22 protein-coding genes are annotated in these 22737 nt (G+C 64.6%); 7 read left to right on the top strand and 15 right to left on the bottom strand.

The features are described from left to right. Window positions 1-3: 3 nt before the first annotated feature. The 11 genes from ACTIFE_RS18315 to ACTIFE_RS18265 form a co-directional block, all read right to left on the bottom strand. Complete coding sequence (locus ACTIFE_RS18315; protein WP_439530579.1) at window positions 4-1176, bottom strand: alpha-D-ribose 1-methylphosphonate 5-triphosphate diphosphatase; 1173 nt, start codon at window positions 1174-1176, stop codon at window positions 4-6. Then, window positions 1163-1936: a phosphonate C-P lyase system protein PhnL gene (locus tag ACTIFE_RS18310; RefSeq protein WP_439530578.1), complete on the bottom strand. Its 774-nt coding sequence runs from the start codon at window positions 1934-1936 to the stop codon at window positions 1163-1165. Before ACTIFE_RS18310 ends, ACTIFE_RS18315 begins: the two co-directional genes overlap by 14 nt. 20 nt (window positions 1937-1956) lie before the next feature. Further along, entirely contained in the window at window positions 1957-2766 is an 810-nt protein-coding gene (locus ACTIFE_RS18305) for an ATP-binding cassette domain-containing protein (RefSeq protein WP_439530577.1), read from the bottom strand. Beyond that, window positions 2763-3680: an alpha-D-ribose 1-methylphosphonate 5-phosphate C-P-lyase PhnJ gene (locus tag ACTIFE_RS18300; protein ID WP_439530576.1), complete on the bottom strand. Its 918-nt coding sequence runs from the start codon at window positions 3678-3680 to the stop codon at window positions 2763-2765. The genes ACTIFE_RS18305 and ACTIFE_RS18300 overlap by 4 nt, the downstream gene beginning before the upstream one ends. Beyond that, window positions 3677-4783, bottom strand: a complete 1107-nt coding sequence (locus tag ACTIFE_RS18295) for a carbon-phosphorus lyase complex subunit PhnI (RefSeq protein WP_439530575.1) — start codon at window positions 4781-4783, stop codon at window positions 3677-3679. Before ACTIFE_RS18295 ends, ACTIFE_RS18300 begins: the two co-directional genes overlap by 4 nt. Then, the gene (gene phnH, locus ACTIFE_RS18290; RefSeq protein WP_439530574.1) at window positions 4783-5367 is read right to left on the bottom strand and encodes a phosphonate C-P lyase system protein PhnH; all 585 of its coding nucleotides are present in this window, start codon (window positions 5365-5367) and stop codon (window positions 4783-4785) included. The genes ACTIFE_RS18295 and phnH overlap by 1 nt, the downstream gene beginning before the upstream one ends. A 26-nt stretch (window positions 5368-5393) precedes the next feature. Then, entirely contained in the window at window positions 5394-5858 is a 465-nt protein-coding gene (phnG, locus tag ACTIFE_RS18285) for a phosphonate C-P lyase system protein PhnG (protein WP_439530573.1), read from the bottom strand. After that, window positions 5851-6597 carry a phosphonate metabolism transcriptional regulator PhnF gene (gene phnF, locus ACTIFE_RS18280; RefSeq protein WP_439530572.1) on the bottom strand — a complete coding sequence of 249 codons (747 nt, stop codon included), beginning with the start codon at window positions 6595-6597 and terminating at the stop codon, window positions 5851-5853. The genes phnG and phnF overlap by 8 nt, the downstream gene beginning before the upstream one ends. 181 nt (window positions 6598-6778) lie before the next feature. Further along, window positions 6779-7816 carry a zinc-dependent alcohol dehydrogenase gene (locus ACTIFE_RS18275; protein ID WP_439530571.1) on the bottom strand — a complete coding sequence of 346 codons (1038 nt, stop codon included), beginning with the start codon at window positions 7814-7816 and terminating at the stop codon, window positions 6779-6781. A 206-nt stretch (window positions 7817-8022) separates the two neighbouring features. Then, window positions 8023-9276, bottom strand: coding sequence for an acyl-CoA dehydrogenase family protein (locus ACTIFE_RS18270; protein WP_439530570.1), 1254 nt, complete (start codon window positions 9274-9276; stop codon window positions 8023-8025). A gap of 62 nt (window positions 9277-9338) precedes the next feature. Next, complete coding sequence (locus ACTIFE_RS18265; RefSeq protein ID WP_439530569.1) at window positions 9339-10262, bottom strand: LysR substrate-binding domain-containing protein; 924 nt, start codon at window positions 10260-10262, stop codon at window positions 9339-9341. 177 nt (window positions 10263-10439) lie between these two features. Between ACTIFE_RS18265 and ACTIFE_RS18260 the strand changes: the two genes are divergently transcribed. The 7 genes from ACTIFE_RS18260 to ACTIFE_RS18230 all read left to right on the top strand — a co-directional run bounded on the left by ACTIFE_RS18260 (window position 10440) and on the right by ACTIFE_RS18230 (window position 18631). Further along, window positions 10440-11390 (top strand): ketoacyl-ACP synthase III, encoded by a 951-nt coding sequence (locus tag ACTIFE_RS18260; RefSeq protein ID WP_439530568.1) that lies wholly within the window; start codon window positions 10440-10442, stop codon window positions 11388-11390. An 11-nt stretch (window positions 11391-11401) separates the two neighbouring features. After that, window positions 11402-12763, top strand: coding sequence for an aminotransferase family protein (locus ACTIFE_RS18255; protein WP_439530567.1), 1362 nt, complete (start codon window positions 11402-11404; stop codon window positions 12761-12763). Beyond that, window positions 12744-13157 (top strand): thioesterase family protein, encoded by a 414-nt coding sequence (locus ACTIFE_RS18250; protein ID WP_439530566.1) that lies wholly within the window; start codon window positions 12744-12746, stop codon window positions 13155-13157. The genes ACTIFE_RS18255 and ACTIFE_RS18250 overlap by 20 nt, the downstream gene beginning before the upstream one ends. Beyond that, complete coding sequence (locus tag ACTIFE_RS18245; RefSeq protein WP_439530565.1) at window positions 13141-14100, top strand: DMT family transporter; 960 nt, start codon at window positions 13141-13143, stop codon at window positions 14098-14100. Before ACTIFE_RS18250 ends, ACTIFE_RS18245 begins: the two co-directional genes overlap by 17 nt. Window positions 14101-14156: 56 nt before the next feature. Continuing rightward, window positions 14157-15482 carry a hypothetical protein gene (locus ACTIFE_RS18240; RefSeq protein ID WP_439530564.1) on the top strand — a complete coding sequence of 442 codons (1326 nt, stop codon included), beginning with the start codon at window positions 14157-14159 and terminating at the stop codon, window positions 15480-15482. Window positions 15483-15528: 46 nt separating this feature from the next. Beyond that, window positions 15529-16737, top strand: a complete 1209-nt coding sequence (locus tag ACTIFE_RS18235) for an MFS transporter (protein ID WP_439530563.1) — start codon at window positions 15529-15531, stop codon at window positions 16735-16737. Window positions 16738-16816: 79 nt separating this feature from the next. Next, window positions 16817-18631 carry an adenine deaminase gene (locus ACTIFE_RS18230; protein WP_439530562.1) on the top strand — a complete coding sequence of 605 codons (1815 nt, stop codon included), beginning with the start codon at window positions 16817-16819 and terminating at the stop codon, window positions 18629-18631. A gap of 27 nt (window positions 18632-18658) precedes the next feature. Here ACTIFE_RS18230 and ACTIFE_RS18225 read toward each other — a convergent pair whose 3' ends face one another. The 4 genes from ACTIFE_RS18225 to ACTIFE_RS18210 all read right to left on the bottom strand — a co-directional run bounded on the left by ACTIFE_RS18225 (window position 18659) and on the right by ACTIFE_RS18210 (window position 22622). Continuing rightward, window positions 18659-19468 carry a glycosyltransferase family 2 protein gene (locus tag ACTIFE_RS18225; RefSeq protein ID WP_439530561.1) on the bottom strand — a complete coding sequence of 270 codons (810 nt, stop codon included), beginning with the start codon at window positions 19466-19468 and terminating at the stop codon, window positions 18659-18661. Next, window positions 19465-20784: an oligosaccharide flippase family protein gene (locus ACTIFE_RS18220; protein ID WP_439530560.1), complete on the bottom strand. Its 1320-nt coding sequence runs from the start codon at window positions 20782-20784 to the stop codon at window positions 19465-19467. The genes ACTIFE_RS18225 and ACTIFE_RS18220 overlap by 4 nt, the downstream gene beginning before the upstream one ends. A 129-nt stretch (window positions 20785-20913) precedes the next feature. Further along, the gene (locus tag ACTIFE_RS18215) at window positions 20914-21735 is read right to left on the bottom strand and encodes a carbohydrate ABC transporter permease (protein ID WP_439530559.1); all 822 of its coding nucleotides are present in this window, start codon (window positions 21733-21735) and stop codon (window positions 20914-20916) included. Further along, complete coding sequence (locus tag ACTIFE_RS18210) at window positions 21732-22622, bottom strand: carbohydrate ABC transporter permease (protein ID WP_439530558.1); 891 nt, start codon at window positions 22620-22622, stop codon at window positions 21732-21734. The genes ACTIFE_RS18215 and ACTIFE_RS18210 overlap by 4 nt, the downstream gene beginning before the upstream one ends. Window positions 22623-22737 lie beyond the last annotated feature (115 nt).

Genomic DNA, 22737 nt, shown 5'->3' with positions numbered 1-22737 from the left:
TCATCAGGCGGCGCGCAGAGCGCTGCCGAGGGAGCCGTCGGAGTAGATGAGCCGGCCCTGGCGCAGGGTGGCGCGGACGTGGCCGATACCCGTTTCATCGGCAATGACAAGATCGGCAAGGCGGCCGGTCTCAAGGCTGCCGCGGTCGGTCAGACCCAGGGATTCGGCCGGGTTGCGGGTGGCGAGGCGCACCGCGCCGGGCAGGCCGGCCGGATCGGCCTTCGCCAGTTCCAGAAGCGCTGGCAGCATGGCGGAGGGATGGTAGTCCGAGGCCAGCATGTCGAGCACACCGGCCGCATGGGCCTCCCGGGCCGACAGGTTGCCGGAGTAGGACTGGCCGCGCAGGGCGTTGGGGGCGCCCATGGCGGTGGAAAGCCCGAGGCGGCGGGCCTCCTGGGCGGCCTCGATCGTCACCGGAAACTCGCTGATGACGACGCCGAGGCCCTGCATCAGCGCGACCTTGGCGAGCGTGTCGTCGTCATGGCTGGCGAGCGCCACGCCATGGGTGCGGCACAGGTCGGATATGGCCGAGAGGGTGGCAGCCAGCACGTCGGCCGGCTGGGTCCGTTCCTCGATGCGGCGGGCAATGGCCTCGGCGGCCTCCTCGCGGCTGAGGCCCTTTTCGCGGGCCATCTTCTGTGCGTGCCGTTCGATGTCGCGGTACTGGCCCTGACCGGGGGTGTGGTCGGTCAGGGAGATGAGGTCGACGGTGCCTTCGGAAATCAGCTCGCCGATGACGTCCAGTGCCTTGGGGAAGGTGATTTCGAAGCGGGCATGGACGCGGTGGTCGACGTTGAGGCTGCCGCGCATGGCCTTGAGCTTGCGGATGATCGCGCTGGTGTGCTCGTAGCTGCGCAGGTGGCCATAGGTCGACATGGGGCTGAAGGACACGGCGGCGTAGGCCGTCGTGAATCCTGCGCCGGCGAGGCGCCGGTCGAGGTCGCGCAGGCCCAGTTCCAGCGGCATCGGCACGTTGGGGCGCGGCTCGACCTCGCGCTCGACCATGTCGCCGTGCATGTCGACGAAGCCTGGCAGGAGCAGGAGGCCGTTGCCCCGAAGGCTGGCGCCGGCGACGGGGCCCTCGCGCAGCTCGGCGATGTGCCCGTCCTCGATGCGCAGCGAACCGTGCTCGATCACCTCGGTTGGGGTGACGATGCGAAAATCAGACAGCCACATGCTCAAGGTCTCCAGGTGCGGCTTTGGGGGCGGTTTTGGGGGCGGCTTGGGGGGCTGCGCCAGCTTCATCCGGCAGGCGCTGGGTGGTCAGGAGGATTTCCCGGTCGATGAGGTCGGCCACGTCGCCGGGATGATGGAAGACGCCGATCATGGCGACCCCGGCGGACTTGAGATCAGCAAGGCGGCGGATGAGCGCCGCACGGGCACCGGCGTCGAGCGAGGCGGTCGGCTCGTCGAGCAGCAGGAGCTTCTGCGGCAGGATCAGCGCGCGGGCGAGGTTGACCTTCTGCTGTTCGCCGCCGGAGAAGGTGGTGGGATAGGCGCGCCAGAGGTCGCGCTTGACGCCGAACTCGCCGAGCCAGCGGCGGGCCTCATCAAGGGCTTCCGCCTGAGCCACGCCGGCCCGGCGCAGCGGTTCGGCGACGATCTCGTCGGCCGCCACGCGCGGACGGGCAACCAGGAACTGGGTGACGAAGCCGATGTCGCGGCGGCGCAGCAAGGTGATGTCCACGTCGGCAGCGGTGGCAAGGTCGATGCGGCCCTCTGCGGCGTGGTACCAGACGTGACCGGCCTGGGGCAGGTAGCTGCGATAGAGGGTGCGCAAGAGGGTGGACTTGCCGACGCCGTTCTCGCCGCGCAGCAGCAGGAATTCGCCGGCGTGAAGACGGAAGGAAATGCCGCTGAAGGCGTGCAGGTCCTGGTCGAGGTGATACATGTGGAAGCGCTTCGACAGGCCTTCCACGTCGAGAACCGGGGTCATGCGAGCGTGATCCTTAGCTGTCAAAGTTTCGCGTGGACGAGCTGCTGGGTGTATTCGTGCTGCGGGTCCTGGAAGACCTGGTCGACCAGTCCCTGCTCGACCACCCGGCCGCGGCGCATCACCATGACCCGGTCGGCCATGGTGTGGATGACGCCGAGATCGTGCGAGACGATGACCATGGTGATGGCGCGGTCGCGCTGCAGCCGCTTCAGCGTGTCGAGGACGAGGGCCTGGACGGAGACGTCGAGCCCGGTGGTCGGCTCGTCGAGCAGCAGGAGCGCCGGTTCCAGCGCGATGGCCTTGGCGAGTTGGACGCGCTGCTGCATGCCGCCCGACAGCTCGATCGGCCGGGCATCCATGCGCTCCAGCGGGAACTCGGACGCATCCAGCGCCTCGCGGGCCTTGTCGCGCAGCACCTTGAAGCTGCGCTCGCCGGCGATGAGCAGGCGTTCGGCCACGTTGCCGGAGGAGGAATGGCGCATCAGCAGGCCGAGATGCGGGTTCTGGTAGACGATGCCGATGTTGCGGGCGCAGAGCATGCGCCGCTCGAAACGGTCGAGGCCGAACAGGTTGCCGCCAAGGCCCGGCAGGTCCAGCTCGTAGGTGCCGGTGTCGGGCGTGTCCTCGAGGTTCATCATGCGCAGGAGCGTCGACTTGCCGGAGCCGCTCTCGCCGACGATGCCGAGCACCTCGCCCGGATAAACGGTGGCATCGACGCTATCCAGCGCGGTGACCTTGCCGAAGCGGCGGGTGATGCCGCGCATGGTCAGGATCGGCGGCGTCGTCATCAGCTGCGGCAGCTGGCGGGGAGCGGGGCTCGGGGCAGTCATGGCTGGAGCTCCCCGTTCTTGTACCAGGTGTCGATGGTGGCGAGGGCCTCGCCCTCGCTGCGGCGGATGGCTTTGATGCCGAAGTGGCTGTCGGAGACCTCGAAGCTGGACGAGCCGTCGTCCTGCGGGATTTCGTTCATGAAATAGCCGGTGAGGCCGGAGCGATGGCAGGTGAGGTCGTGATGCTCCTCGACCTTGTAGGGCACGTCGGAGAAGACGAGCGGTTCGACCCGGGTGTAGGGCGGCACGGCGTAGAGGCGCTTCTCTCGGCCGGCCGAGAGGAAGGTGAGGTGCCTTGCCATGTGCAGCTTCGGCACGTCCCAGCGCGGGATCGGCGAGGGCGTCATCACATGGCGACCGTTGACGAGGCTCGGATAGGCCGCGCCCTGTATGATGCGGCCGGAGCGGACCATCTGTTCGTAGAGCGTCAGCCAGAGCCGGCCATAGTCGGCGTCGGCATGCATCTGGCGGGCGACCGACATGTTGGGCTCGACGGCACGCAAGGGTTCCGGGTTGGGCACCTGCAACACGAGGATCTGGTCCTCGCGCAGGACTTCCTCCGGCACCCGGTGGCGTGACTGCAGGATTGTCGCCTCGCCCGTGTCCCAGGTCTCGCCGGCGCCGGAGACGCGAGAGAGGAACTTGCGGATCGAGGCGGCGTTGACGCTGTCATCGGCGCCCTGGTCGATGACCTTGACCACGGAGGTGGGCTTCAGCAGCGTCAGCGTTACCTGCAGGCCGCCGGTGCCCCAGCCGCGGGCGATCGGCACCTCGCGGCTGGCGTAGGGCATCTGGCAGCCGGGCACGGCGACGGCCTTCAGCATCTTGCGGCGCAGCTCGCGCTTGGCCGAGGCATCGAGGAACCCGTAGGAGAAGGCCTCCCAGGGCTTGGTCAGACTGGCAAGGCTGGTCATGTGGGAACCTCTTCGGTCACGGCCGGCTGGCGGGCAGGGGCGGGCGCGGTGGACGCCGCGTCCGAGGCTGCGGCCTTCGCCTTGGCGTCGCGCAGGGCATCCAGCGCCGACTGGAAGGTGACATAGTGGGGGAGCTTGAAGTGGATGCAGAAGCCGGACGCCTCGACCGGCTCGGTGTGATAGAGGAAGAATTCCTCGTTGACCGGCGAGTTCTGCGGCGCATCCGGCGCGTTGAGATCGAGCGTTGCGCCGGCGATGACCTTGATTTCGTTCCAGCCGAAGGTGGCGCAGAAGCCGAGATCCAGCTGGCCGGAGCGGCCCTTGGACGTCACTTCCGCCTGCGAGACCTTGACCCGGCCAGCGCTGAACATCGTGCCGCGCGGATGGCGGACGACCACTTCGGCCTCCGCGAGGCGCAGCTCGTTCACGGTCGGATGGGCATTACCATAGCCGCGCATGGCGGAATAGCCGAGCGCCAGCACGCCGCCGGTGTCGGCGCGGGCCAGGCTCTGCAGCGTGTGGGCGCGCTTGGCCGGAAACAGCAGCGGCTCGCGCGTCAGGTCGGGAATGTCGTCGAGGGCGACATCCTCGCGCGCCGGATCAGCGACGAGCCCTTGCGCCTTCTGCCAGGCGGCCAGCGAGGGCTGCTGCGCCGGGGCGGGCGTGGCGGCCGGTTCGACCGGCGCGGGCACGAAGGGACGGCCCTCGAGCACGCCGGTGGCGAGCAGCCGATGCGAATAATCGAGCGTCGGCCCGAGGATCTGGCCGCCGGGGATGTCCTTGAAGGCGGCGGAGATGCGGCGGTGGGTGAAGAGCTTATCCTGCGTCACCGGCTCCGCGATGGTAAGGCGCGGCTGGGTGGTGCGCCAGGCGCGCAGCAGCAGCACCGCCTCGTAGAGGTCGCCGCCGGACTGGGCCAGCGCCAGTGCCGCCAGATCCGCCTCGTAGAGCGAGGCCTCGCCCATCACCCGGTCGATCAGCCAGGGCAAGGCGCGGCGGATTTCCGCGACGCGCTCGGCATCAATCGTGCCCATGTCGGCGCGGTAGAGGCGCTCGGACTGGTCAATGGCTTTTTCCCCGCCACGGGTTGCGACATAGGCCATCAGAGCACCTCGATCCGGGTCGAGCGGGGCAGGCCGATGACATCGCTGCCATCGACGATGAAGAGGTCAAAGCCGAGCGGATAGCGGCAGAGCCGGTCGCGCAGGGCGAAGAAGCCCGCCGGCAGGCCGGCGACGGTGATCTCGCGGGTGGTCTCGATGCCCGGACCTGACAGGCTGAGGCGCTGGCCGTCGTCCTCGGCACGGCCAAGCCGGGCCTCGACGACGACGGTGGCCCCGTCATCGGGATAGAGCGCGGAGCCCACCTTCAGGGCGCCGAGGCGGGCAATGTCGGCGGCGCTGTCCAGCGACAGGAAGACGTGGTCGGCGCCGGCCAGCGGCGTCAGGGTCGCGCCGGTCCAGGCGGCCAGCTCGCCGATCACCGCATCATCCGCATGGACGCGGCATTCGCGGTCGACGAGGGCGAGCAGGATGGGGCGGGGGCCGGGTTCGGGCAGATGACGGATCTCGCCGGGACGGCTCAGTGCCCAGAGGATCGCCTCGAAGGCGGTGTTGTCGCGGATTTCGTCAGCGCCGCGCAAGGGCGCGGTGATGAGGGCGTGGGAACTGGGGGGCAGGGCACCCATGAGCGGGTCTCCGTGAGGAAGAGGGATCAGAAGGTTTCCATGTCGACGCGGGTGGCCTCGACGGCGCGCAGGCGAGCCCGGTCGCGGGCCGTGTTGGCCGCATCCAGCTCGCTCAGGAAGGCGTCAATGGCCGCCGGCGCGAGACCGGCCGCGGCAGCAGCATCAATCAGCGCCATGGCCATCGCCCATTCCAGATCCCGGCCCGTGACCATGCCGTAGCCGGTGGCGTCGTGGTCGGTGAGGCGGACCTCGGCTTCGGCGACGAGCACCTCGCCGAGGTGGAAGTCGGTGCCCTTCACCGTGTCACGGAACGGCAGCATGACAAGGCCGGTGCGGCTGCGCAGCACCTCGACGGGGCCGAGTTGCGGCAGCAGGCCTTCGGCAAAGCGCTTCACGCTGTCCGCATCGGCGTGGGTGAGGGTTGTGAGAAAGGCACTGTGGCCAGCAGTTGTTCCGGCGGTGGCGCCTGCGGCGCGGGCGGCGTCAGTCATCCTGGTCAGGGCTCCGGATTTCGTTTTCTTCAGGAAGATCAAAGGTGAACTGGACGCGGTCTGCTGCCCAGATGGCCTGGGAATAGCCAATGGGGCGGCCGGTGAGATCGACATCCGTCTTGGTGACGACGAGGACCGGCTGGTCCGGGTGCTGCTTGAGCAGTCTGGCCTCTTCAACCGTTGGGCGGCGGGCATAGATGGTCGTGCTCTTGCGCAGATAGTCGGCAATGCCGTGGCTGCGATAGATGTCGGTGACCGATCGCCCCGACCGGCGCAGGTCGGCCATATCCGGGAACAGGGCGAAGGGATGGTAGGCAACGCCGAGGCTGACAGGGACGCCATCGGCAAGCCCCCGGCGCATGAGCCGGTGTACGCTCGTGCCCTCGGGAAGGCTCAGGGCATCTGCGACACGGCGCGGGGCAGGGATCACGTCGTCGGTCACCTGTTCGCCGGCAGGCGTCACGCCCTGGCTGAGCAGGTTCTGACGGAAACGGGTGCGCCGGCTGATCTGGTAGTTGATGAGAGGCGCGCTTTCGACGAAGGTGCCGCGCCCTTGTTCCACGCGCAGCTTGCCCTCGACCGCAAGGGCGGCAATGGCGCGGCGGACGGAATGACGGCCAGCGGCGAAGCGGGCGCAGAGATCGGGTTCGGTCGGCAACTGTGCGCCGGGGGCAAGCGCGCCAGACAGGATTTCAGCGGCCAGACGGTCGCGGATCGTCTGCCAGGTTTCGCGCGCCATAGGTTACCTCCAATTCATCCGAATGACTTTGGAGGTCTTACCGGCTTTGCGTGACAGGCCCGTGACGTGGCGGGGACTGATGTTGCTTTGAGGGGTCTGTCTTGCAGGACTATCGTGGATCAAATGGCCGGGCCGCGCCATCTTGAGCAGATGACACGGCCCGATTTCATTTCCAGGGAAATCAGTTGATTGCCAGGACGATGCGACCGTCGATTGCACCCTGACGCATCCGGTCGAAGATCGCGTTGATGTTCTCGAGCCGGTCCAGTGCGTAGTGTGCGCTGACCTTGCCCTCGGCGGCGAAGGCGAGGCTTTCGGTCAGGTCATTGCGCGTTCCGACGATCGAGCCGCGGATGGTCTTGGCGTTGAGCACCGTGTCGAAGATCGGCAGCGGGAAGTCTCCGGGGGGCAGGCCGACGAGGCTCATGGTGCCGCGCCGGGCCAGCATGCCGAAGCCCTGGGCGAAGGACTTGGTCGAGACCGCCGTGACCAGCACGCCTTCAGCCCCGCCCAGTTTCTGCATCTCGGCAATCGGGTCGGTGGTGAGGGCGTTGATAGTGTGGTCGGCACCCAGTTTGCGGGCAAGGGCGAGCTTGTCCTCGTGGATGTCGACGGCGACCACATGCAGGCCCATGGCCTTGGCATATTGCACGGCCATGTGGCCAAGCCCGCCGATGCCGATGATGGCAACGGTCTCGCCGGGGCGGGCTTCGGTTTCCTTCAGGCCCTTGTAGACCGTCACACCGGCGCAGAGCACGGGCGCGGCCGGGGCAAAGTCGAGGCCTGCAGGCAGATGCCCGACATAGCCTGGATCGGCCAGCACATATTCGGCGAAGCCGCCGTTGACGCTGTAGCCGGTGTTCTGCTGGTCGTTGCACAGCGTTTCCCAGCCGCCGACGCAATGCTTGCAGTGGCCGCAGGCGGAGTGCAGCCAGGGCATGCCGACCCGGTCGCCTTCCTTGACGCCCTTCACGCCGGCCCCGACTTCGCAGACAATGCCGACGCCTTCATGGCCGGGAATGAACGGGGGATTGGGTTTTACCGGCCAGTCGCCGTCAGCGGCGTGAAGGTCGGTGTGGCAGACGCCGCTGGCCATCACCTTGACGACGATCTTGCCGGGGACCGCGACAGGACGGGCGACCTCGCAGACGTCGAGCGGCGCGCCGAAGGCTCGGACCACTGCAGCTTTCATGGTCGCAATATTGGGTGTCGCTGACATTTTGTCTTTCTTCCTTTGATCGAGGAAAGAGTGATGTCCTTTGGCCCTGGTGTTGAGCGCAAGGCTGGACAACCGGAACGCTAGCTTGAGCGACCGGCTGCAGCCTTGCGCCAGATCAAGTCCTTGGCCGATCTTCATGCCATGGCAATGCCCATCAGGCTTTGCGGCGCTGGCGACGAGCTGAATGACCAGCCCATCGCGGCCGCTCATTCTGCCGCAACAGTCTGGGGGGTATCGCCGATCCACCGACGGGCATGTTGCTGACGCATCTGGTTGAAGATGTTGATCCGCTGAATGTCGCTGGTGCCCCCGGCAATGCGCATGCCGACAGCATCGCGCAGGTGACGGCTCAGGTCATTGTTCATGTAGCCGAGATGGCCATGCAGTTGCACAAGGTGCTCGGCTGCTTCAAGCAGTTTCTCGCCTGCGAGAAACTTGCCGACCGAACAGACGATGGAGGCATCCTCGCTACCGGCTGTCAGCTTTTCGAGGCCGGCATAGGTCAGCAGGCGGCAGACAACCGAGGCAATCTTCATGTCGGAAATCCGCCCTTGCACATACTGGTAGTCTGCCAGTGGCCGGTTGAAGGCCATGCGTGCTTCAACGCGCGCCATGGCCTTGGCAATCATGTTCTCGATCAGGCCTGCAGCCATGATGCCATAGAGCGCTCGTTCGAAGGCGATGATGCGATAGAGGGCACTCAGGCCGTCGCCGGGCTTGCCGACAATGTTGATCGGATCAAGTTTTGCGCCGTCAAAGCGTATATTGGCGGTGGGGCTGGTCCTGATCCCGAGATTGTCCTCAGTTTCGCCGAGCGTGATGCCCTGCTGGTCCAGATCGACGAAGAACAGTGTGATATCCCGCTTGGCGCCGAGGGAAGGGATGCGGCCGGCAATCATGCCGAGGGCGGCAATCGGTGCGTTGGTGATATGAACTTTTTCGCCATCAAGCCGCCAGCCGGATCCATCCGGCGTCGCAGTGACCCGCATGCGGGCGAGGTCCGAGCCGCCGGTCGCCTCCGTCATGGCGGTGACCCCGACATCGCCGCGCATGATCGGTTCGAGCCAGCGGGCCTGCTGGGCTGGGGTGCCGTCCTCAAGGATGATGCGCAAAGAGCCGATGTGCCCAAGCATCGTGACAAGAAACCCGAGGTCTTCGGCCGTGGTGGCAACGCCTTCCATGGCAGCGGCACAGTCGGTCCAGGTTCCACCCAGTCCGCCAAGTGCCACGGGAACGGGGATGCGCCAGAGCCCGGCGTCGGCGAGACGCTGCCAGGTGGCACGGTCAAAACTGCCGGCGGCGTCGTGCTGACTGGCGCTGGCTGCTGCATGGCGACCAAGTTCCGCGAACCGGTCGAACATCATCTGCTGCTGCGTGCTGAACTCGAACTGCATGGCCTGTCCCTTCGTTTGCGGAGTTGCGGCGGGGGCCGGCTTGAGGGCTCCCGATCCGATGGCCATGACGGTGTCCCAATCTCATCAGAGATAGAAATGAGTTCTCCTTCGCCTCTGCATAAGCCTCGTCAATGCCGGTTGGGCGCAGCTTGTTCCGGCCGGGGCATCGGCACATGGGCGATCTCGCCCGTGGTCAGTTCGACCTCGAACGCGCGCAACAGATGCGACGACAGCCGCAGCACTGTTGGTGTCGCCTGTGAGCTGACCTGAACAAGCAGTTCGGAATTCCTCAGCTCTGGCAATCCGTCGTCGGGCCCCAGGGGGATCATCGTGTCCGGGATCGCGCGGGTTGGCAGGACGCCAATGGCCTGCTCGGCGAGGATTGCAGTTTTCAGCGTCGAGAAATTTGCGGAACAATAGGCGATATGCCATCGCTTGCCGACGGCGTCGAGCGCATCAAGCGCATTGCGCCGCACGCCACATCCTTCGGGAAACAGGGCCAAGGGAAGCGGATTGTCGGCAGCCAGCCGTGCCTGCTGTGCGCAGACCCAACTGAGCCGCTCCTCAAGCAGGCTGAGCCCGACAATGCCGGCGTCCCGGGTCATGAAGGCAAGATCGAGGTGACCGGTGTCAACAAGCGACCCGAGCTTTGTGGAGAGGTCGGTGATGATCTGCATCTCGATCTTTTCGTTTCGCCGGGCCAGTTCGGCGATCACCTTCGGCAGAAGGACATCCGCGTAATCATCCGGCATGCCGATCCGCATGACCGTTGGCTGGGAACCTGACTGGATCTCCTGGACCAGGGCGTCGTTCAGCCTGAGGATTTCGGCAGCGTATGACCGGACCAACTCGCCGGTCTTGGTGAGCCGGATGTCCTTGCCACTGCCCCGGTCAAATATCCGCTCCCCGACGATCTGCTCGAGGCGTTTGATCTGAAGGCTGATCGCGGATTGTGTCCGGTGCAGTTTCTCTCCGGCTGACGTGAAGTTTCTCAGGTCCGCAACGACGAGGAGCGTGCGCAGCAGGTCTACGTCGACATTTACCAAGCCCATTTTCGATCCCCGATGACGGCCGCTCATCGCAGCGATGAATCGAACTCATTTCCGTTCCCCCGAGCAGCGGCGCAACAATGATGCAACCTCAAGAGGGTAATTGATCAAATGGTACAATTCAGGATGGCTTGATGCAAGCCGTTGCCGCTACGGAACAGCGTTGCAGGGAGATGCAAGATGAAACCGAGCTTTCGAGTGTTGTCGACCGGGATCTGCCTTCCCGATCTGATCGTTTCTAACGAAGATATCCAGCAAAGGTACAATCCGGCCATTGATCCGGACTGGGTGGCGGACACCCTTGGGATTCGCCACCGCCATATCGCCCGCGATGGGATCCAGACATCCGACCTGGCCGCAGCAGCTGTTGCGTCTTCGCTTGATGCGGCGGGTGTCGATGCGGGAAGTGTCGATCTTCTCATTCTTGCAACGGCAAGTCCGGATCGCCGAGCACCGGCAACCGCCTGTTTTGCCCAGCAGAAGTCGGGTCTGGCCAATGCCGTGGCGTTTGACGTGTCCGCTGTCTGTTCCGGGTTCCTGTTCGGGTTGACGGCTGCGGCCGCAATGCTGGCAGCAGGGCCTTTCAAGCGGGCGATGGTGGTTGGTGCCGACGTGTTTTCGCGCGCCACCGACTGGCAGCGCAGGGACTGCGTGTTTTTCGGAGATGGCGCGGGAGCCGTGCTGATCGAGGCGGCACCGGGCGGGCGGAATGCTGGGTTCGATGCCGAGCTGTTTACGGATGGCCGGGATCGGGAGGCATTCACGATTAAATGCCAGACCGACCGGTTCGAGATGGACGGCCCCGGCGTCTACAGGGCCGCTTCCGAAGCGGTGCCGGCCTGTATCGGGCGTGTGCTCAGCCGGAACGGTCTTGAGCCGACCGATGTCGACATTGTCGTTCCGCACCAGCCCTCGCGCAGCTTGCTGGCGGACATCGCGAAACGGTCCGGGATCCCGTTCGACCGCTTCCAACTGACCATGGACCGCTATGCCAACACCGTTGGCGCGACCATTCCGATCGCCCTGCACGAGGCCATCCTTCAGAAACGGCTGTCACGCGGGGACAGGGTGCTTTTTGCCGCTGCAGGGGCCGGCTTTCCCGCCGGTGCTGCCATCCACCATTGGAATTGAGGGAGGAAGTCATGACGCTATTGATGCCCATTGTCGGAGCAACCTATCCGGTTGCCGAGACTGCCAGCGGTCCCTTCATCCGGGATGCGCATGGCCGTGAATGGATTGACGGATCGTCCGGTGCAATTGCCTGTTCGATCGGACACGGGCATCCGCATGTCATCGATGCGGTCCGGCGGCAAATGGAAACGGCGAGCTTCCTGTACCGCACACAGTTTGCCAATGCGCCCGCCCTGCAGCTGGCGGACCGGCTTTGCGCAAAGCTTGGCTATGCGGCGGCGTTCTTCGTCAACAGCGGTTCGGAAGCTGTCGAGACGGCCATTCGACTTGCACAGCAATTCTGGCGGGAGACCGGCCAGCCGTCCAAGACGCGCATTCTCAGCCGCAAGATCTCCTACCACGGCTCCACGACGGGCGCACTGGCGCTGTCCGGCCATTGGCCGCGCCGTCGTGCGGGGGGCGTCTTGCCTGGAGAGCCGACCCTGCCAACGCCGTATCCGCTGCGGGCCGGTCCCGGTCAGGACGCCGAAGGGCATGGTCTTGCCTGCGCGCAGGCTGTCGAGGACGAGATTCTCCGTCTTGGGGCAAGCAATGTCGCAGCTGTCATCCTCGAACCCATCGTGGGTGCATCGGGCGGCGCAATCGTTCCCCCGGCCGGGTATCTGCCGGCCATGCGTACCATCTGTGACCGGCACGATGTCCTTCTGATTGGAGATGAGGTCCTGACCGGCCTCGGACGGACAGGGCGCTGGCTTGGCATGGACCATGGCAGCGTGAAAGCGGACATCGTGTGCCTGGGAAAGGGCCTCAATGCCGGGTACCTGCCCATTTCAGGCGTTCTTGCCAACGCGCGGATTGCCGGTGCGTTGACCGCCAGACGGGCAAGTTTCGCCCTGGGGCAGACACACTCGAACCATCCTGTCGCCGCGGCCGCAGCCAATGCCGTCCTCGACGTGCTGGAGGAGGAGGGGCTGGTGCCGAGGGCGGCAACGATGGGGGCCTATCTCGGCGAGCGGTTGCGCGACATGGCCGAGGACTTGCCCTACGTCGCAGAGGTGCGTGGCCACGGCATGCTGTGGGGGCTGGAACTGGTGCGTGATGACATCAGTTTTGATCCCTGGCCGGCCGAGACCCGGCTGGCGGATGCTGTCGTGCGCAGTGCCTTCGCTGAGGATCTCATCGTCTATCCGGTGTCCGGCTTCATAGCGGGATGGCGGGGGGATGCCATCCTCGTTGCTCCCCCATTCAACACCCCGAAGGATGTTCTCGACACGCTGGTCGACCGGCTTGTGCGCGCACTTGCGAACGCGTTGTCCGGCCTGCAGCAGACCCATTCCGCAGAGGAGGTTTACCATGTCGTTCGTGCCGCTTAAGTCGCGCAACAAAGGCGTTCTCGTCCATCAGGTGCAAGACAGCGATCTGGCAACAAACTGGCGCAACGATGTCCCTGTCCTGGCAACCCCCGTGCTGTTGTGGCTTGGGGAACTGGCCGCGATGCGTGCGATCGAGGGAACGTTGCAGGCCGGCCAGATGACGCTGGGCTATGGCCATGACATGCGTCATCTGGCCCCGACGCCAAAGGGCTGGAACGTGACGCTCGAAGCGGAACTGATCCGCATCGAGGACAAGATCCTCACGTTCACAATCGAGGCACGGGACGGCGAGGGGATCATCGCGTCGGGAACACACACCCGGGCCATCGTTGACAAGGGGCGTTTTCTGGCCCGCTTCGAAGCCAAGCGAGACCGCCATGACCCCTTCGCCTAGACCCTGGACCGTGACTGCTGCCTTGTCCGGTGGCTCCGCCCTGAGCGTGCCGCAAGCCTATGGCGTACTTGCCGCAGGCGGGATCTGCCTGGGTTTGGCGCCAGTGGTGGTCAAAGCCCTGCCGCTTCCGGCCGATGTCTCGGCGTTCTATCGGGTGGCAATGGCTGCCCCGATCTTCACTGCCCTGATGCTAGTGACGGACGCGGGTAGGGCTGCTGCCCCTCAGGTGCCTTGCCAGCTACGGCAAGCGGCCGGCCGGCCGGCGCTCTGGCTTTACGCACTGGCGGCAGGCTTTTTTGCGGCGGATCTGTTGGCGATGCATGCCGCAATCCGTCTGACCAACGCGTCCGTTGCGACCCTTTTCACGAACTGCGCGCCGTTCTTCATCGGTGTGTTCGGATTGCTTGGACTGTCTGACCGCCCAGGAGCCAATTTCTGGTGGTCGTTGCCGGTCGCCCTGTCGGGAACTGTGCTTCTGGTCGGGCTATCGGTGGTCTCGGAAGGGGGCAGCGTTGCCGGTGATGCGATCGCCTTGCTCGCAGGCCTTCTCTACGGCGCGTATCTGGTCACAGTCCGCCGCCTTAAGCAGGCGGGCGCATCGACCTTGCAGATCATGGTGGCCGTCACGGCCGGAAGCACGGTCTGCCTCGCGCCGACACTGCTGTGGCAGGAGCAGATTGTCCCACCCGATGCCCGCAGCATCGGCTTGCTTGTGGTGCTGGTGCTGGTCGGGCAAGTGCTGGGGCAGGGGCTGGTGACGGTTGCGTTGAAGACGCTGCCTGTGACCTCAAGCTCGATTGTCCTTCTCATCCAGCCGATTGTTGCCGCGCCGCTTGCCTATCTGTTGCTCGGGGAAACGCTCTCGCCGGCGCAGATCCTCGGCATCGCCCTCGTCCTGGCGTCCATCTGGATTGCCACGCGCCCGCCCCGCCGGAGCGTCTGAGCGAGGGCAGCCCGTGACCGCATGTCCTATTCATCCTGCACCGAAGGAGCTTTCCCATGCCGAAGCTGATTATTGCCAATGTTGACAGCGAGCATCAGGTCGCTGACGTGTCCGGGTACTCCCGGCACGAGCAATCAGAGATCATTCTATGCAATCAGCGGATGATGTGGTTGGCAGATCCTGGCGACGTGCTGGTTCTGCCATCTGCGCCGACGGCTCAGCACAAGGCCTACTGGGCTGAACTGAATGGCTGCCGTGCGGAGGATCTCACGGTGCTGACGTCGAAAACGGGCGCTCCCCTTGCTTTCCTGCGGCAGGATATCCTGTTCGCGCCGGACTTCATCGCCGCTTGCCGCAGCGTGGTTGCAGGATTGCCAGCAGGCCGGAAGCCAAACAGTGTCCTGGCCTATTTTCCCGACAATTATGTCGCCGAGTTCGCTCAGGCCATCGGAGTCGAGGTTGAGGATGCCTTCTTCCGGGAGGGTGGCGCGACCTTGCTGAACGAGAAAACGACCTTCCGGAAGCTCGCGGCCGGGCTTGGTGTGTCGCTGCCGGAGGGATGGGTTTGCGAGAACGAGACCGATCTCAAGCGGGCAATGCGTCACTTTGTGTCCCAGGGGGCCGACTTCATCGTCAAGCTCAACCGGCACTCCGGAGGTTTTGGAAACCTGATCGTTCACGGACCTCGCAGCGGTGGAAAGGCGCTGGGCTCATCGACAGTGCTGCGCTACGCCAATGCACAGGATGCAGAGGCGATCCTTGAGACTGTTGCAAGCCGCATCCATGAGCCCGCTGTTGTCGAACGATATGTCGACACAGACCATGTGCTCTACAGCGAGTATCTCATCGACCCACAAGGGCGGTGTTTTCTGCTCAATGATGGCACCATGAACATGGAGCCGCTCTGGGTTGGATTTGAGATCCCTGGAGACTATTCGAACCATCACCGGGTCAGGTTTCTTGACGAAAGTGCCCGCCTTGTGCGGCTCGCCGCCCAGATGGGTCATCGCGGGCGGATGAATGTCGATGGCCTAGTCGCAGAGGGGCAAATATTCGTCAATGAATTCAACGGTCGCTGCGGGGGATGCAGTCATGTCTTCGAGATCGCCAAGCGACTGTTCGGGACGCAGGTTTTGCATTCGAAGCACATCAAGACCTACAATCGGGGCAAGCTCGACGAGGGCTGTGATCTGTTCGCGGTCTTGTCGGACGCAGGACTTCTGCTTCGGCCGGGGATGGCAACTGGCGCGATCCCGCTGACCATCGAGCCGGCACTGGATCAGGCATTCGAGTACATGGTGATTGCCGACAGTCTGGATGAGGCACGGCGTATCAGCGATGCCGTCCTGTCCCTGACCACACCCAGGAGGCTTGCCGCTTGAGGGGACCGTTTGCGCCCGCCTGAAGCACAAGTGGAGGCACAGCAAAGTGGGAAAACTACCATCTGATCTGTCAGCCCTGACGCCAGCGCTCTGGCGGCTGATCGGACTGCAGGGTTTCATGAACGCCTCGCATTTCATGGCCATGCCGCTGCTTGCCCTGCATTGCGCGACGACACTTGGCATGTCACCGACGGATGTCGGTGCGGTGCTCGCGCTGTACTTCCTTGCAGCACGCGCCACGCCGGTGGTGGTCGCGCCAATGGCGGACCGGTTCGGCCTGTGGCCGGCTGTCATTGGCGGGCTGCTGCTTCGCGGACTTGGGTTTCTCGGCCTTGCCTTTGCGCCAAGCGCAACCGGGGCAATGGTTTTCTCGGCTGCACTCGGGCTTGGGACCTCAGTCTACGAGGCCGGCGCCTATGGCATCATCGGCGCGCAGCCGGAAGCGCGGCGCGACCGGCTGATTGTCGTGAATGCACAGGCGCTTAACCTGGGGTGTGTCGCCGGTCCGCTTGCAGGCGCCGGGCTTGCGGTGCTTGATCTGTCGCTGCCGCTGGTCCTGAGTGGTCTGCTGTTCGTCGCGCTTGCCGGCGCGGCAGCGCTGGAGCGGGCCGAGGAGCTGCGCAATCATGCGCGGCAGGATGTGGCCGGGAGCTACCGGGCGGTCTTTGGTGATCGCGCCTTCCTCGTCCTGTGCCTGGCGCTTATGCCCTGGTGGGCACTGTTCGCGCAGCTGTTCGCAGCCTTTCCCCTTGAGGCGACCGTGCGCGGCGGTTCTGCGGGCTGGGCCGGGTCCGTGCTGGTGGTCAATGGCGCGCTTGGGTTTCTGATCCTGTTCGCAGTCCCGCCTCTGATGCGCGTAACGGGGGTGCTTGGACTGTTGGTGTTGTCGCTGGCCGTTGGCGGGGCTGCCATGGCGCTGGTGGGGGTGATCCCGGGTCTGATTGCGTTGCTGGTACTTGTCGGCCTGTTCACCTGCGCAGAAATTGCCGTTCTGGCCGGGTCGGAAATCCTGGTCGGCCGTCATGCAGACGGGCGGGCGGTGGCAACCTATTTCGCGCTGTTTAACATGTCCTGGGGCTTCGGCGGCGCATTGGGAGGCGCGATGGGGCCGCTCGTTGCCACTGGAGCCAGTTCCGGTATGGGATGGCTGCTGCTTGGTGCTGGATGCGGGGCGGCAAGTCTTGTCGGGCTGGCCTTCTATGGTCATCTCACCCGACGGGCTCACCCCGGAGCCTCCGAGGCTCAGGCAGGTTAAGAGCTTGACAGTCCGGGACTGGTCGGAAACTTTACCCGATCATTTTTGCCCTTCGTGCCCGAGACTGGAGCCTGTTGCCGTGACCCATGCCGCCGCCGAGAACCGGACGAAATCCTGGGCCGAAGTTGCGCCGCGTCTTGTGGCGGTTGCCGCCGGGCGGGCGCCTGCCGATTTGGTCATCCGGGGGGGAAGGCTCGTCAATGTGCAGAGCCGCGAGATCCTTGACGGCTGGCAGGTGGCGATTGCCGAAGGGCGTTTTGCCTATGTCGGACCGGACGCCTCGCATTGCATCGGCGAGGGAACCGAAATCGTCGAGGCCGAGGGGCGCTACATGATCCCTGGCCTATGTGACGGCCACATGCACATCGAGAGCGGCATGCTGACGCCTGCGGAATTTGCGGCGGCGGTCACGCCACATGGGACGACGACGATCTTCCATGATCCGCACGAGATCGCCAACGTGCTGGGGCTGGCCGGCGTGCGCATGATGCATGACGAGGCCCTGCTGCAACCGATCAACATCTACACCCAGATGCCCTCCTGCGCGCCTTCGGCGCCGGGACTGGAGACGACTGGTTTTGCCGTGTCGGCCGAGGACGTTGCCGAGGCGATGTCCTGGCCTGGCATCATCGGCCTCGGCGAGATGATGAACTATCCGGGTGTGATCCACGGCGATCCCCAGATGCTGGCCGAGATGGCCGCGACCATGGCGGCGGGCAAGACCGTCGGCGGCCACTACGCCAGCCCTGACCGGGGTATCCCGTTCCATGCCTATGTCGCTGGCGGTCCGGCCGATGACCATGAGGGCACGGCCGAGAGCGATGCGGTGGCCCGCGTGCGCCAGGGCATGCGCTCGATGATGCGGCTCGGCTCCGCGTGGTATGACGTTGAGAGCCAGATCACGGCTGTGACGCAGAAGGGTCTCGACCCGCGCAATTTCATCCTGTGCACCGACGATTGCCATTCCGGCACACTGGTGAACGAAGGCCACATGAACCGGGTGGTGCGCCACGCGATTGTCTGTGGCTGCGATCCGGTGATCGCGCTGCAGATGGCGACGATCAACACGGCGACGCATTTCGGGCTGGAGCGGGAGCTGGGCTCCATCGCGCCGGGCCGCCGCGCCGACGTGATCCTGACCTCGAGCCTGACCGAGCTGCCGATCGAGGCGGTCTACGCGCGCGGGCAACTGGTGGCCGAACATGGCGAAATGCTCGTCGCCTGCCCGCATTACGACTGGCCGCAGTCCGCACGCGAGACGGTGCGCCTTGGCAAGGTGCTGGCCGCGTCCGACTTTGCCATAGCCGCGCCCAAGGGCGCCAATGCGGTGAAGGCCAAGGTGATCGGCGTGGTCGAGAACCAGGCGCCGACCAAGGCGCTGACAGCGGAGCTGCCGGTCATCGGCGGGCTGGTGGAAGCTGAGAACGGCGTCTGCCAGATTGCGCTGGTCGAGCGGCATCAGGCGACCGGCAAGGTGGTGAACGGCTTCGTCTCCGGTTTCGGCTACCAGGGCGAGATGGCCATTGCCTCGACCGTTGCCCATGACAGCCACCACATGATCGTCGTCGGCACCAGCCGCGAAATGATGGCCAAGGCGGCCAATCGCCTTGGCGAGGTCGGCGGCGGAATCACGGTCTGGAAGGACGGCAAGGAACTGGCGCTGGTGGAACTGCCGATTGCCGGCCTGATGTCGGACCGGCCTGCCATGGAGGTGGCGGCAAAGGCGGCGGCAATGGTGGAGGCGATGGCTGCCTGTGGCTGCACGCTCAACAACGCCTATATGCAGCATTCGCTGCTGGCGCTGGTGGTGATCCCAGAGCTGCGCATTTCCGATCTGGGCCTGGTCGATGTGACCCGCTTCGAACTGACCGAGTTGTTCGAGCCGACGGCCTGAAACCGGAACACAAGGGCAAGGCGTAGATCAGAATAGGCTCTGGAGGCGCCGGATCACGAATTTCAGGTTCGAGAAGGCGATGGCGGTGACGAACTGGAGCCAGCTGATCCGGCCGTCCCGGTAGAGCCCGCGAAAGACCGAGAGCTTACCCTTTTCCATCTTCAGCACGGCAGCGCTGAGGCCGGGGGCGGCGTCATGGCCGCCGACGATGCCGGAGAGCGGCACGTCGAGCAGGACGAACTTTCGCTGGTCGGCGAGGATCTGGCACCAGAGCTTGAAGTCCTCGCAGTAGCGCATGTCCTCGGGGAAGCGATAGTTCGGTACGTTTTGCAGGATCACCGAGGAGGTGATGATCCGGCTGCGGTAGAGGAGACCGTTGAGGCTGAGCTGAACGGGCCGTGCGGCGGCAATTGCAGCATCGGGGGTGTTGCCGAGGTCCACCTGGCGGGCGTGCGACGCGCCAAAGCTCTGTGTCTCTGCCATTGCCTGCATCTGTGCCTCGAGCTTGCGCGGATGCCAGATGTCGTCTGAATCAAGGAAAGCGACGTGGGTGCCCTCCGCCAGGGACCAGCCGGTGTTGCGGGCAAGGCTGGGACCGCCGTTTTTCGGCATCCGGTGAACGCGGATTGTCGGTGCGGTGACGCCTTGCTCTGCCAGCTGTGCCGCAAAGGCCTCGATGACACGGATGGTGTCGTCCTTGCTGCAGTCGTCGACACACAGGACTTCATGGGCTGGAAGTGTCTGGTCGACGATGGACTGCAGCGCTGTCACGATCGTGGCAGCGGAATTGTAGCAAGGGATGATGACGCTGACCTTGCTGTGCCCGTTGGTGCTCAAACCGCCCGTTCCCCATGTCTGATCGCGCGCCGCATCCCGAGGAAGAACAGGATGCACATGACCGCTTCCGCAACCACCATGGCCGTTGCCGCTCCGCTCGCCCCCCGGGCCGGGATGAATAGCACACACAGCGCAACATCGACAAACAGGGTCGCCAGGACAATCCAGAGCCGAAGCCGGATGAAGGACCCGATGAACAGCACCGAGCCGAAACACAGGCTGAGCGAGCGCAGCGGGATCGACCACATCAGGATCAAGAGCGCTGTTGCCAAGGGGGCTGCGTCGGTCCCAAAGAAGAACGCTGCGATGTAGTCAGCTGCCAGCCAGACGACTGCCATACCAATGGCGGAGGACAGAAGGACGATCAGGACACTGAGGCGCAGCACCGATTTCAGTTGCGGCAGGTCCTGGTGGTACCAGCGGTGGATACGCGGCACGAGGATCTTCTCGAAGGCCATGTTGGGCAGCAGCAGGAAGGCGTTCATCACCATGAAGGCGATGGTGTAGAAGGCCGCCTCCGCATCTGAGCCGAGATACTTGACCAGGACGACATTGACCTGGGTGTAGACGAGATAGGTAAAGCCGACGAGGCCGAAGGGCAGGGACAGGCGGATCACCTGCGCCAGGGTCACGGGGGATGTCGCCAGGCCGGCTGGCCGGTTGCCATGCCCCTGCAGCGCCAGCCCGCCGCCGAGCCGGCGGCGCAGCATGAAGATGCCTAGCCCGATAATGCCGGCGGAGGCCGTGAAAAATGCGGTCAGCGCCGAATGCAGGAAGTCCGGCGACAGCGGTGCGACCAGGAACAGCCCCAGCAGCGCGATGCGCGCCACATGCGGCAGCACCTGCCAGAGCGCGAAAGAGGTGTATTTCTCTTCCAGCTGATAGAGGACGCCGACCAGTTCCATGGCGATCTGGCTGAGGATGAAGATCATCAGGGCGAGAATGACGAGCGTGGTGCGGCTGTCATGTGGGCCGGCGAAAGCCCAGAGCGTGACCAAGGCCAGGACGAGGAGACCGGACAGCTGGACATAGGCCAGTGACCTGCCGAGCCAGCGTTCGGCCGCCCAACCTTCCTTGCCGAAGACTGACAGCCAGAAACTGCCGATGCCGAAACAGGCCAGCGGCGCCATGATCGTGACGAGGCTCAGGGCGGCAGAAAAGCGGCCGTAGTCATCCGGTCCGAGCTGGCGCGCCAACAGGGTCTGGGTGAGGAAAGCAAGCAAGGCCGCCCCGCCTGAGGCCGCGCCGAGCTTCAGGAACGGTGCCAGCTTGCCGAGCAGAAGCCTGAGGCTGCGGCTGTTGAGGGGAGATGACACGCGCTTGCAGCCTCTGCCGGCCTGATCCTGGTTTGCGCAGCGGCCGGATACCGACTGCTGCCTGTCAGGAGAGAGCCTAACTAGAAATGCTTAAATCTTCCCGACATCGGTGGCCGGTGCGGCGGCGGACTATTTGATGCCGGCGCGCATGAAGCTCTGGACGAACTGGCGCTGGAACAGGAGGAAAGCGATCAGCAGCGGACCCGAGGTCATCAGGGTCGCGGCATTGATCGTTGCCCATTCCACGCCGGAGTCGATGGCGGAAAAGACGCTGAGGCCGACGGTTACCGGGCGGGTCTCGACGGAATTGGTGATGATCAGCGGCCAGAGAAAGTTGTTCCAGTGGTGCGACACGGAGACGAGGCCGAAGGCGAGGTAGGTCGGCTTGGCGAGCGGGACATAGACCCGCCACAAGAGGCCGAGCACGCCGACGCCCTCGATCCGGGCCGCGTCATCCAGTTCGCGCGGAATGGTCATGAAAGTCTGGCGCAACAGGAAGATCCCGAAGCCCGATGCGAGATAGGGCAGGGCGATGGCGGTGATCGTGTCGACAAGGCCCAGTTGCCCCATCGTCTTGTAGTTCTCGACGATGAGGATGTCGGGCATCACCAGAAGCTGCAACAATACAAGGCTGAACAGGATCGAGCGCCCGGGAAAGGCGAACCGGGCGAAGGCAAAGGCGGCGAGCGTGCACAGGATCAACTGGCCGGTCAGGATAAGGGTGACAAGCACGAATGTGTTGACGAAATACCGGGCAAACGGGGCTGCACTCCAGGCCTTGGCGAAGTTCTCGAGGGTCAGGGGCGCAAACAGGTCGAACCGGGCCTCGTAGGCCGAGGGGTGGAACGCCGTCCAGATGGCATAGAGGAGTGGCAGTGCCCACATCACGGCCAGCGTCCAGGCGCCCAGCGTGTTCAGGATCCTGTCCAGATCAAAGCCCGCTCTTGTCATTTGTAATGGATCCGGCGGTCAAGGAAGAAGAACTGTCCGATGGCAAGGAGTGCCATCATGAAGAGAAGCGCCACCGTCAGCGTCGCCCCGTACCCGGTTTCCCAGTACTTGAAGGCGGTCTCGTAGATGTAGAACAGCAGCACGGTGGAGGCATAATCCGGTCCGCCATCGGTGAGGATGAAGATGTGATCAATCAGGCGGAAGGAATTGATCACCGCATTAATCGAGACGAACAGGGTCGTCGGCATCAGCAGCGGAAAGGTGATGCGCCAGAAGATCGTCCAGCGTGAGGCCCCTTCGATCAGCGCCGCCTCGCGCAGCGACACAGGGATCGACTGCAGCGCGGCCAGATAGAAGATCATGAAGAAGCCTGCTTCCTTCCAGATCGTGACGACGATGACCGCATTCAGCGCCGAAGCCGGGCTGCCGAGCATGTTGCTCTGCGGCCAGCCGAACAGCGCACCGGTGATCTGGTCGAACAAGCCGAAGCCGGGCGTGTAGAAAAACAGCCAGATGTTGGCGACGGCAATCAGGGGCAGAACCGTCGGGGTGAAATAGGCCATGCGGACGAGGGAGCGGCCTGTGAGCCGGTCGTTGACCCAGAGCGCCATCACCAGGGCGATGGCGACCGATGTCGGAATAGTCCCAAGGGCGAACCAGAGGTTGTTGCCCATAACCCGCCAGAACACCGGATCGGCGAGCATCTTCTCGTAATTTTCAATGCCAATGAAACGGGATGGGCGGCGGCCGCGCGGGGTCGAGAAAAAGCTGTGCCAGATCGTGGCTATGGCCGGGATGTGGGTGAAGGCGAACAGGAATACCAGGGCCGGCAGCACCAGCAGCCAGCCGTGGATCCATTCGCGGGTCTGGAGCAAGCGCGCTGTCACCCTGTCATCCTGTCCTGATCGCTCGATCGCGATTGGTGTTGTGTGGAGTGGCGGGGGGGGGGGGGGCCCGCCCCCAGGGTGTTCAGCGGGAGTATTGGCTCCAGGCCGCGGCCCG

Source organism: Pannonibacter sp. (genome assembly GCF_051860505.1).
GTDB lineage: Bacteria > Pseudomonadota > Alphaproteobacteria > Rhizobiales > Stappiaceae > Pannonibacter.
Note: the sequence above shows the minus strand (reverse complement) of the source record. Positions and strands in the feature narration are given on the sequence as shown.

Excerpts from the sequence above, each read along its gene's own strand:
- ACTIFE_RS18240 (WP_439530564.1), top strand. The coding sequence starts at position 14,157 with ATGCCGAAGCTGATTATTGCCAATGTTGACAGCGAGCATCAGGTCGCT.
- ACTIFE_RS18275 (WP_439530571.1), bottom strand. The coding sequence starts at position 7,816 with ATGTCAGCGACACCCAATATTGCGACCATGAAAGCTGCAGTGGTCCGA.
- phnH (WP_439530574.1), bottom strand. The coding sequence starts at position 5,367 with ATGGGTGCCCTGCCCCCCAGTTCCCACGCCCTCATCACCGCGCCCTTG.
- ACTIFE_RS18305 (WP_439530577.1), bottom strand. The coding sequence starts at position 2,766 with ATGACTGCCCCGAGCCCCGCTCCCCGCCAGCTGCCGCAGCTGATGACG.
- ACTIFE_RS18270 (WP_439530570.1), bottom strand. The coding sequence starts at position 9,276 with ATGGCCATCGGATCGGGAGCCCTCAAGCCGGCCCCCGCCGCAACTCCG.
- ACTIFE_RS18310 (WP_439530578.1), bottom strand. The coding sequence starts at position 1,936 with ATGACCCCGGTTCTCGACGTGGAAGGCCTGTCGAAGCGCTTCCACATG.
- phnF (WP_439530572.1), bottom strand. The coding sequence starts at position 6,597 with ATGGCGCGCGAAACCTGGCAGACGATCCGCGACCGTCTGGCCGCTGAA.
- ACTIFE_RS18315 (WP_439530579.1), bottom strand. The coding sequence starts at position 1,176 with ATGTGGCTGTCTGATTTTCGCATCGTCACCCCAACCGAGGTGATCGAG.
- phnG (WP_439530573.1), bottom strand. The coding sequence starts at position 5,858 with ATGACTGACGCCGCCCGCGCCGCAGGCGCCACCGCCGGAACAACTGCT.
- ACTIFE_RS18255 (WP_439530567.1), top strand. The coding sequence starts at position 11,402 with ATGACGCTATTGATGCCCATTGTCGGAGCAACCTATCCGGTTGCCGAG.
- ACTIFE_RS18265 (WP_439530569.1), bottom strand. The coding sequence starts at position 10,262 with ATGGGCTTGGTAAATGTCGACGTAGACCTGCTGCGCACGCTCCTCGTC.
- ACTIFE_RS18300 (WP_439530576.1), bottom strand. The coding sequence starts at position 3,680 with ATGACCAGCCTTGCCAGTCTGACCAAGCCCTGGGAGGCCTTCTCCTAC.
- ACTIFE_RS18295 (WP_439530575.1), bottom strand. The coding sequence starts at position 4,783 with ATGGCCTATGTCGCAACCCGTGGCGGGGAAAAAGCCATTGACCAGTCC.
- ACTIFE_RS18245 (WP_439530565.1), top strand. The coding sequence starts at position 13,141 with ATGACCCCTTCGCCTAGACCCTGGACCGTGACTGCTGCCTTGTCCGGT.
- ACTIFE_RS18215 (WP_439530559.1), bottom strand. The coding sequence starts at position 21,735 with ATGACAAGAGCGGGCTTTGATCTGGACAGGATCCTGAACACGCTGGGC.
- ACTIFE_RS18260 (WP_439530568.1), top strand. The coding sequence starts at position 10,440 with ATGAAACCGAGCTTTCGAGTGTTGTCGACCGGGATCTGCCTTCCCGAT.
- ACTIFE_RS18250 (WP_439530566.1), top strand. The coding sequence starts at position 12,744 with ATGTCGTTCGTGCCGCTTAAGTCGCGCAACAAAGGCGTTCTCGTCCAT.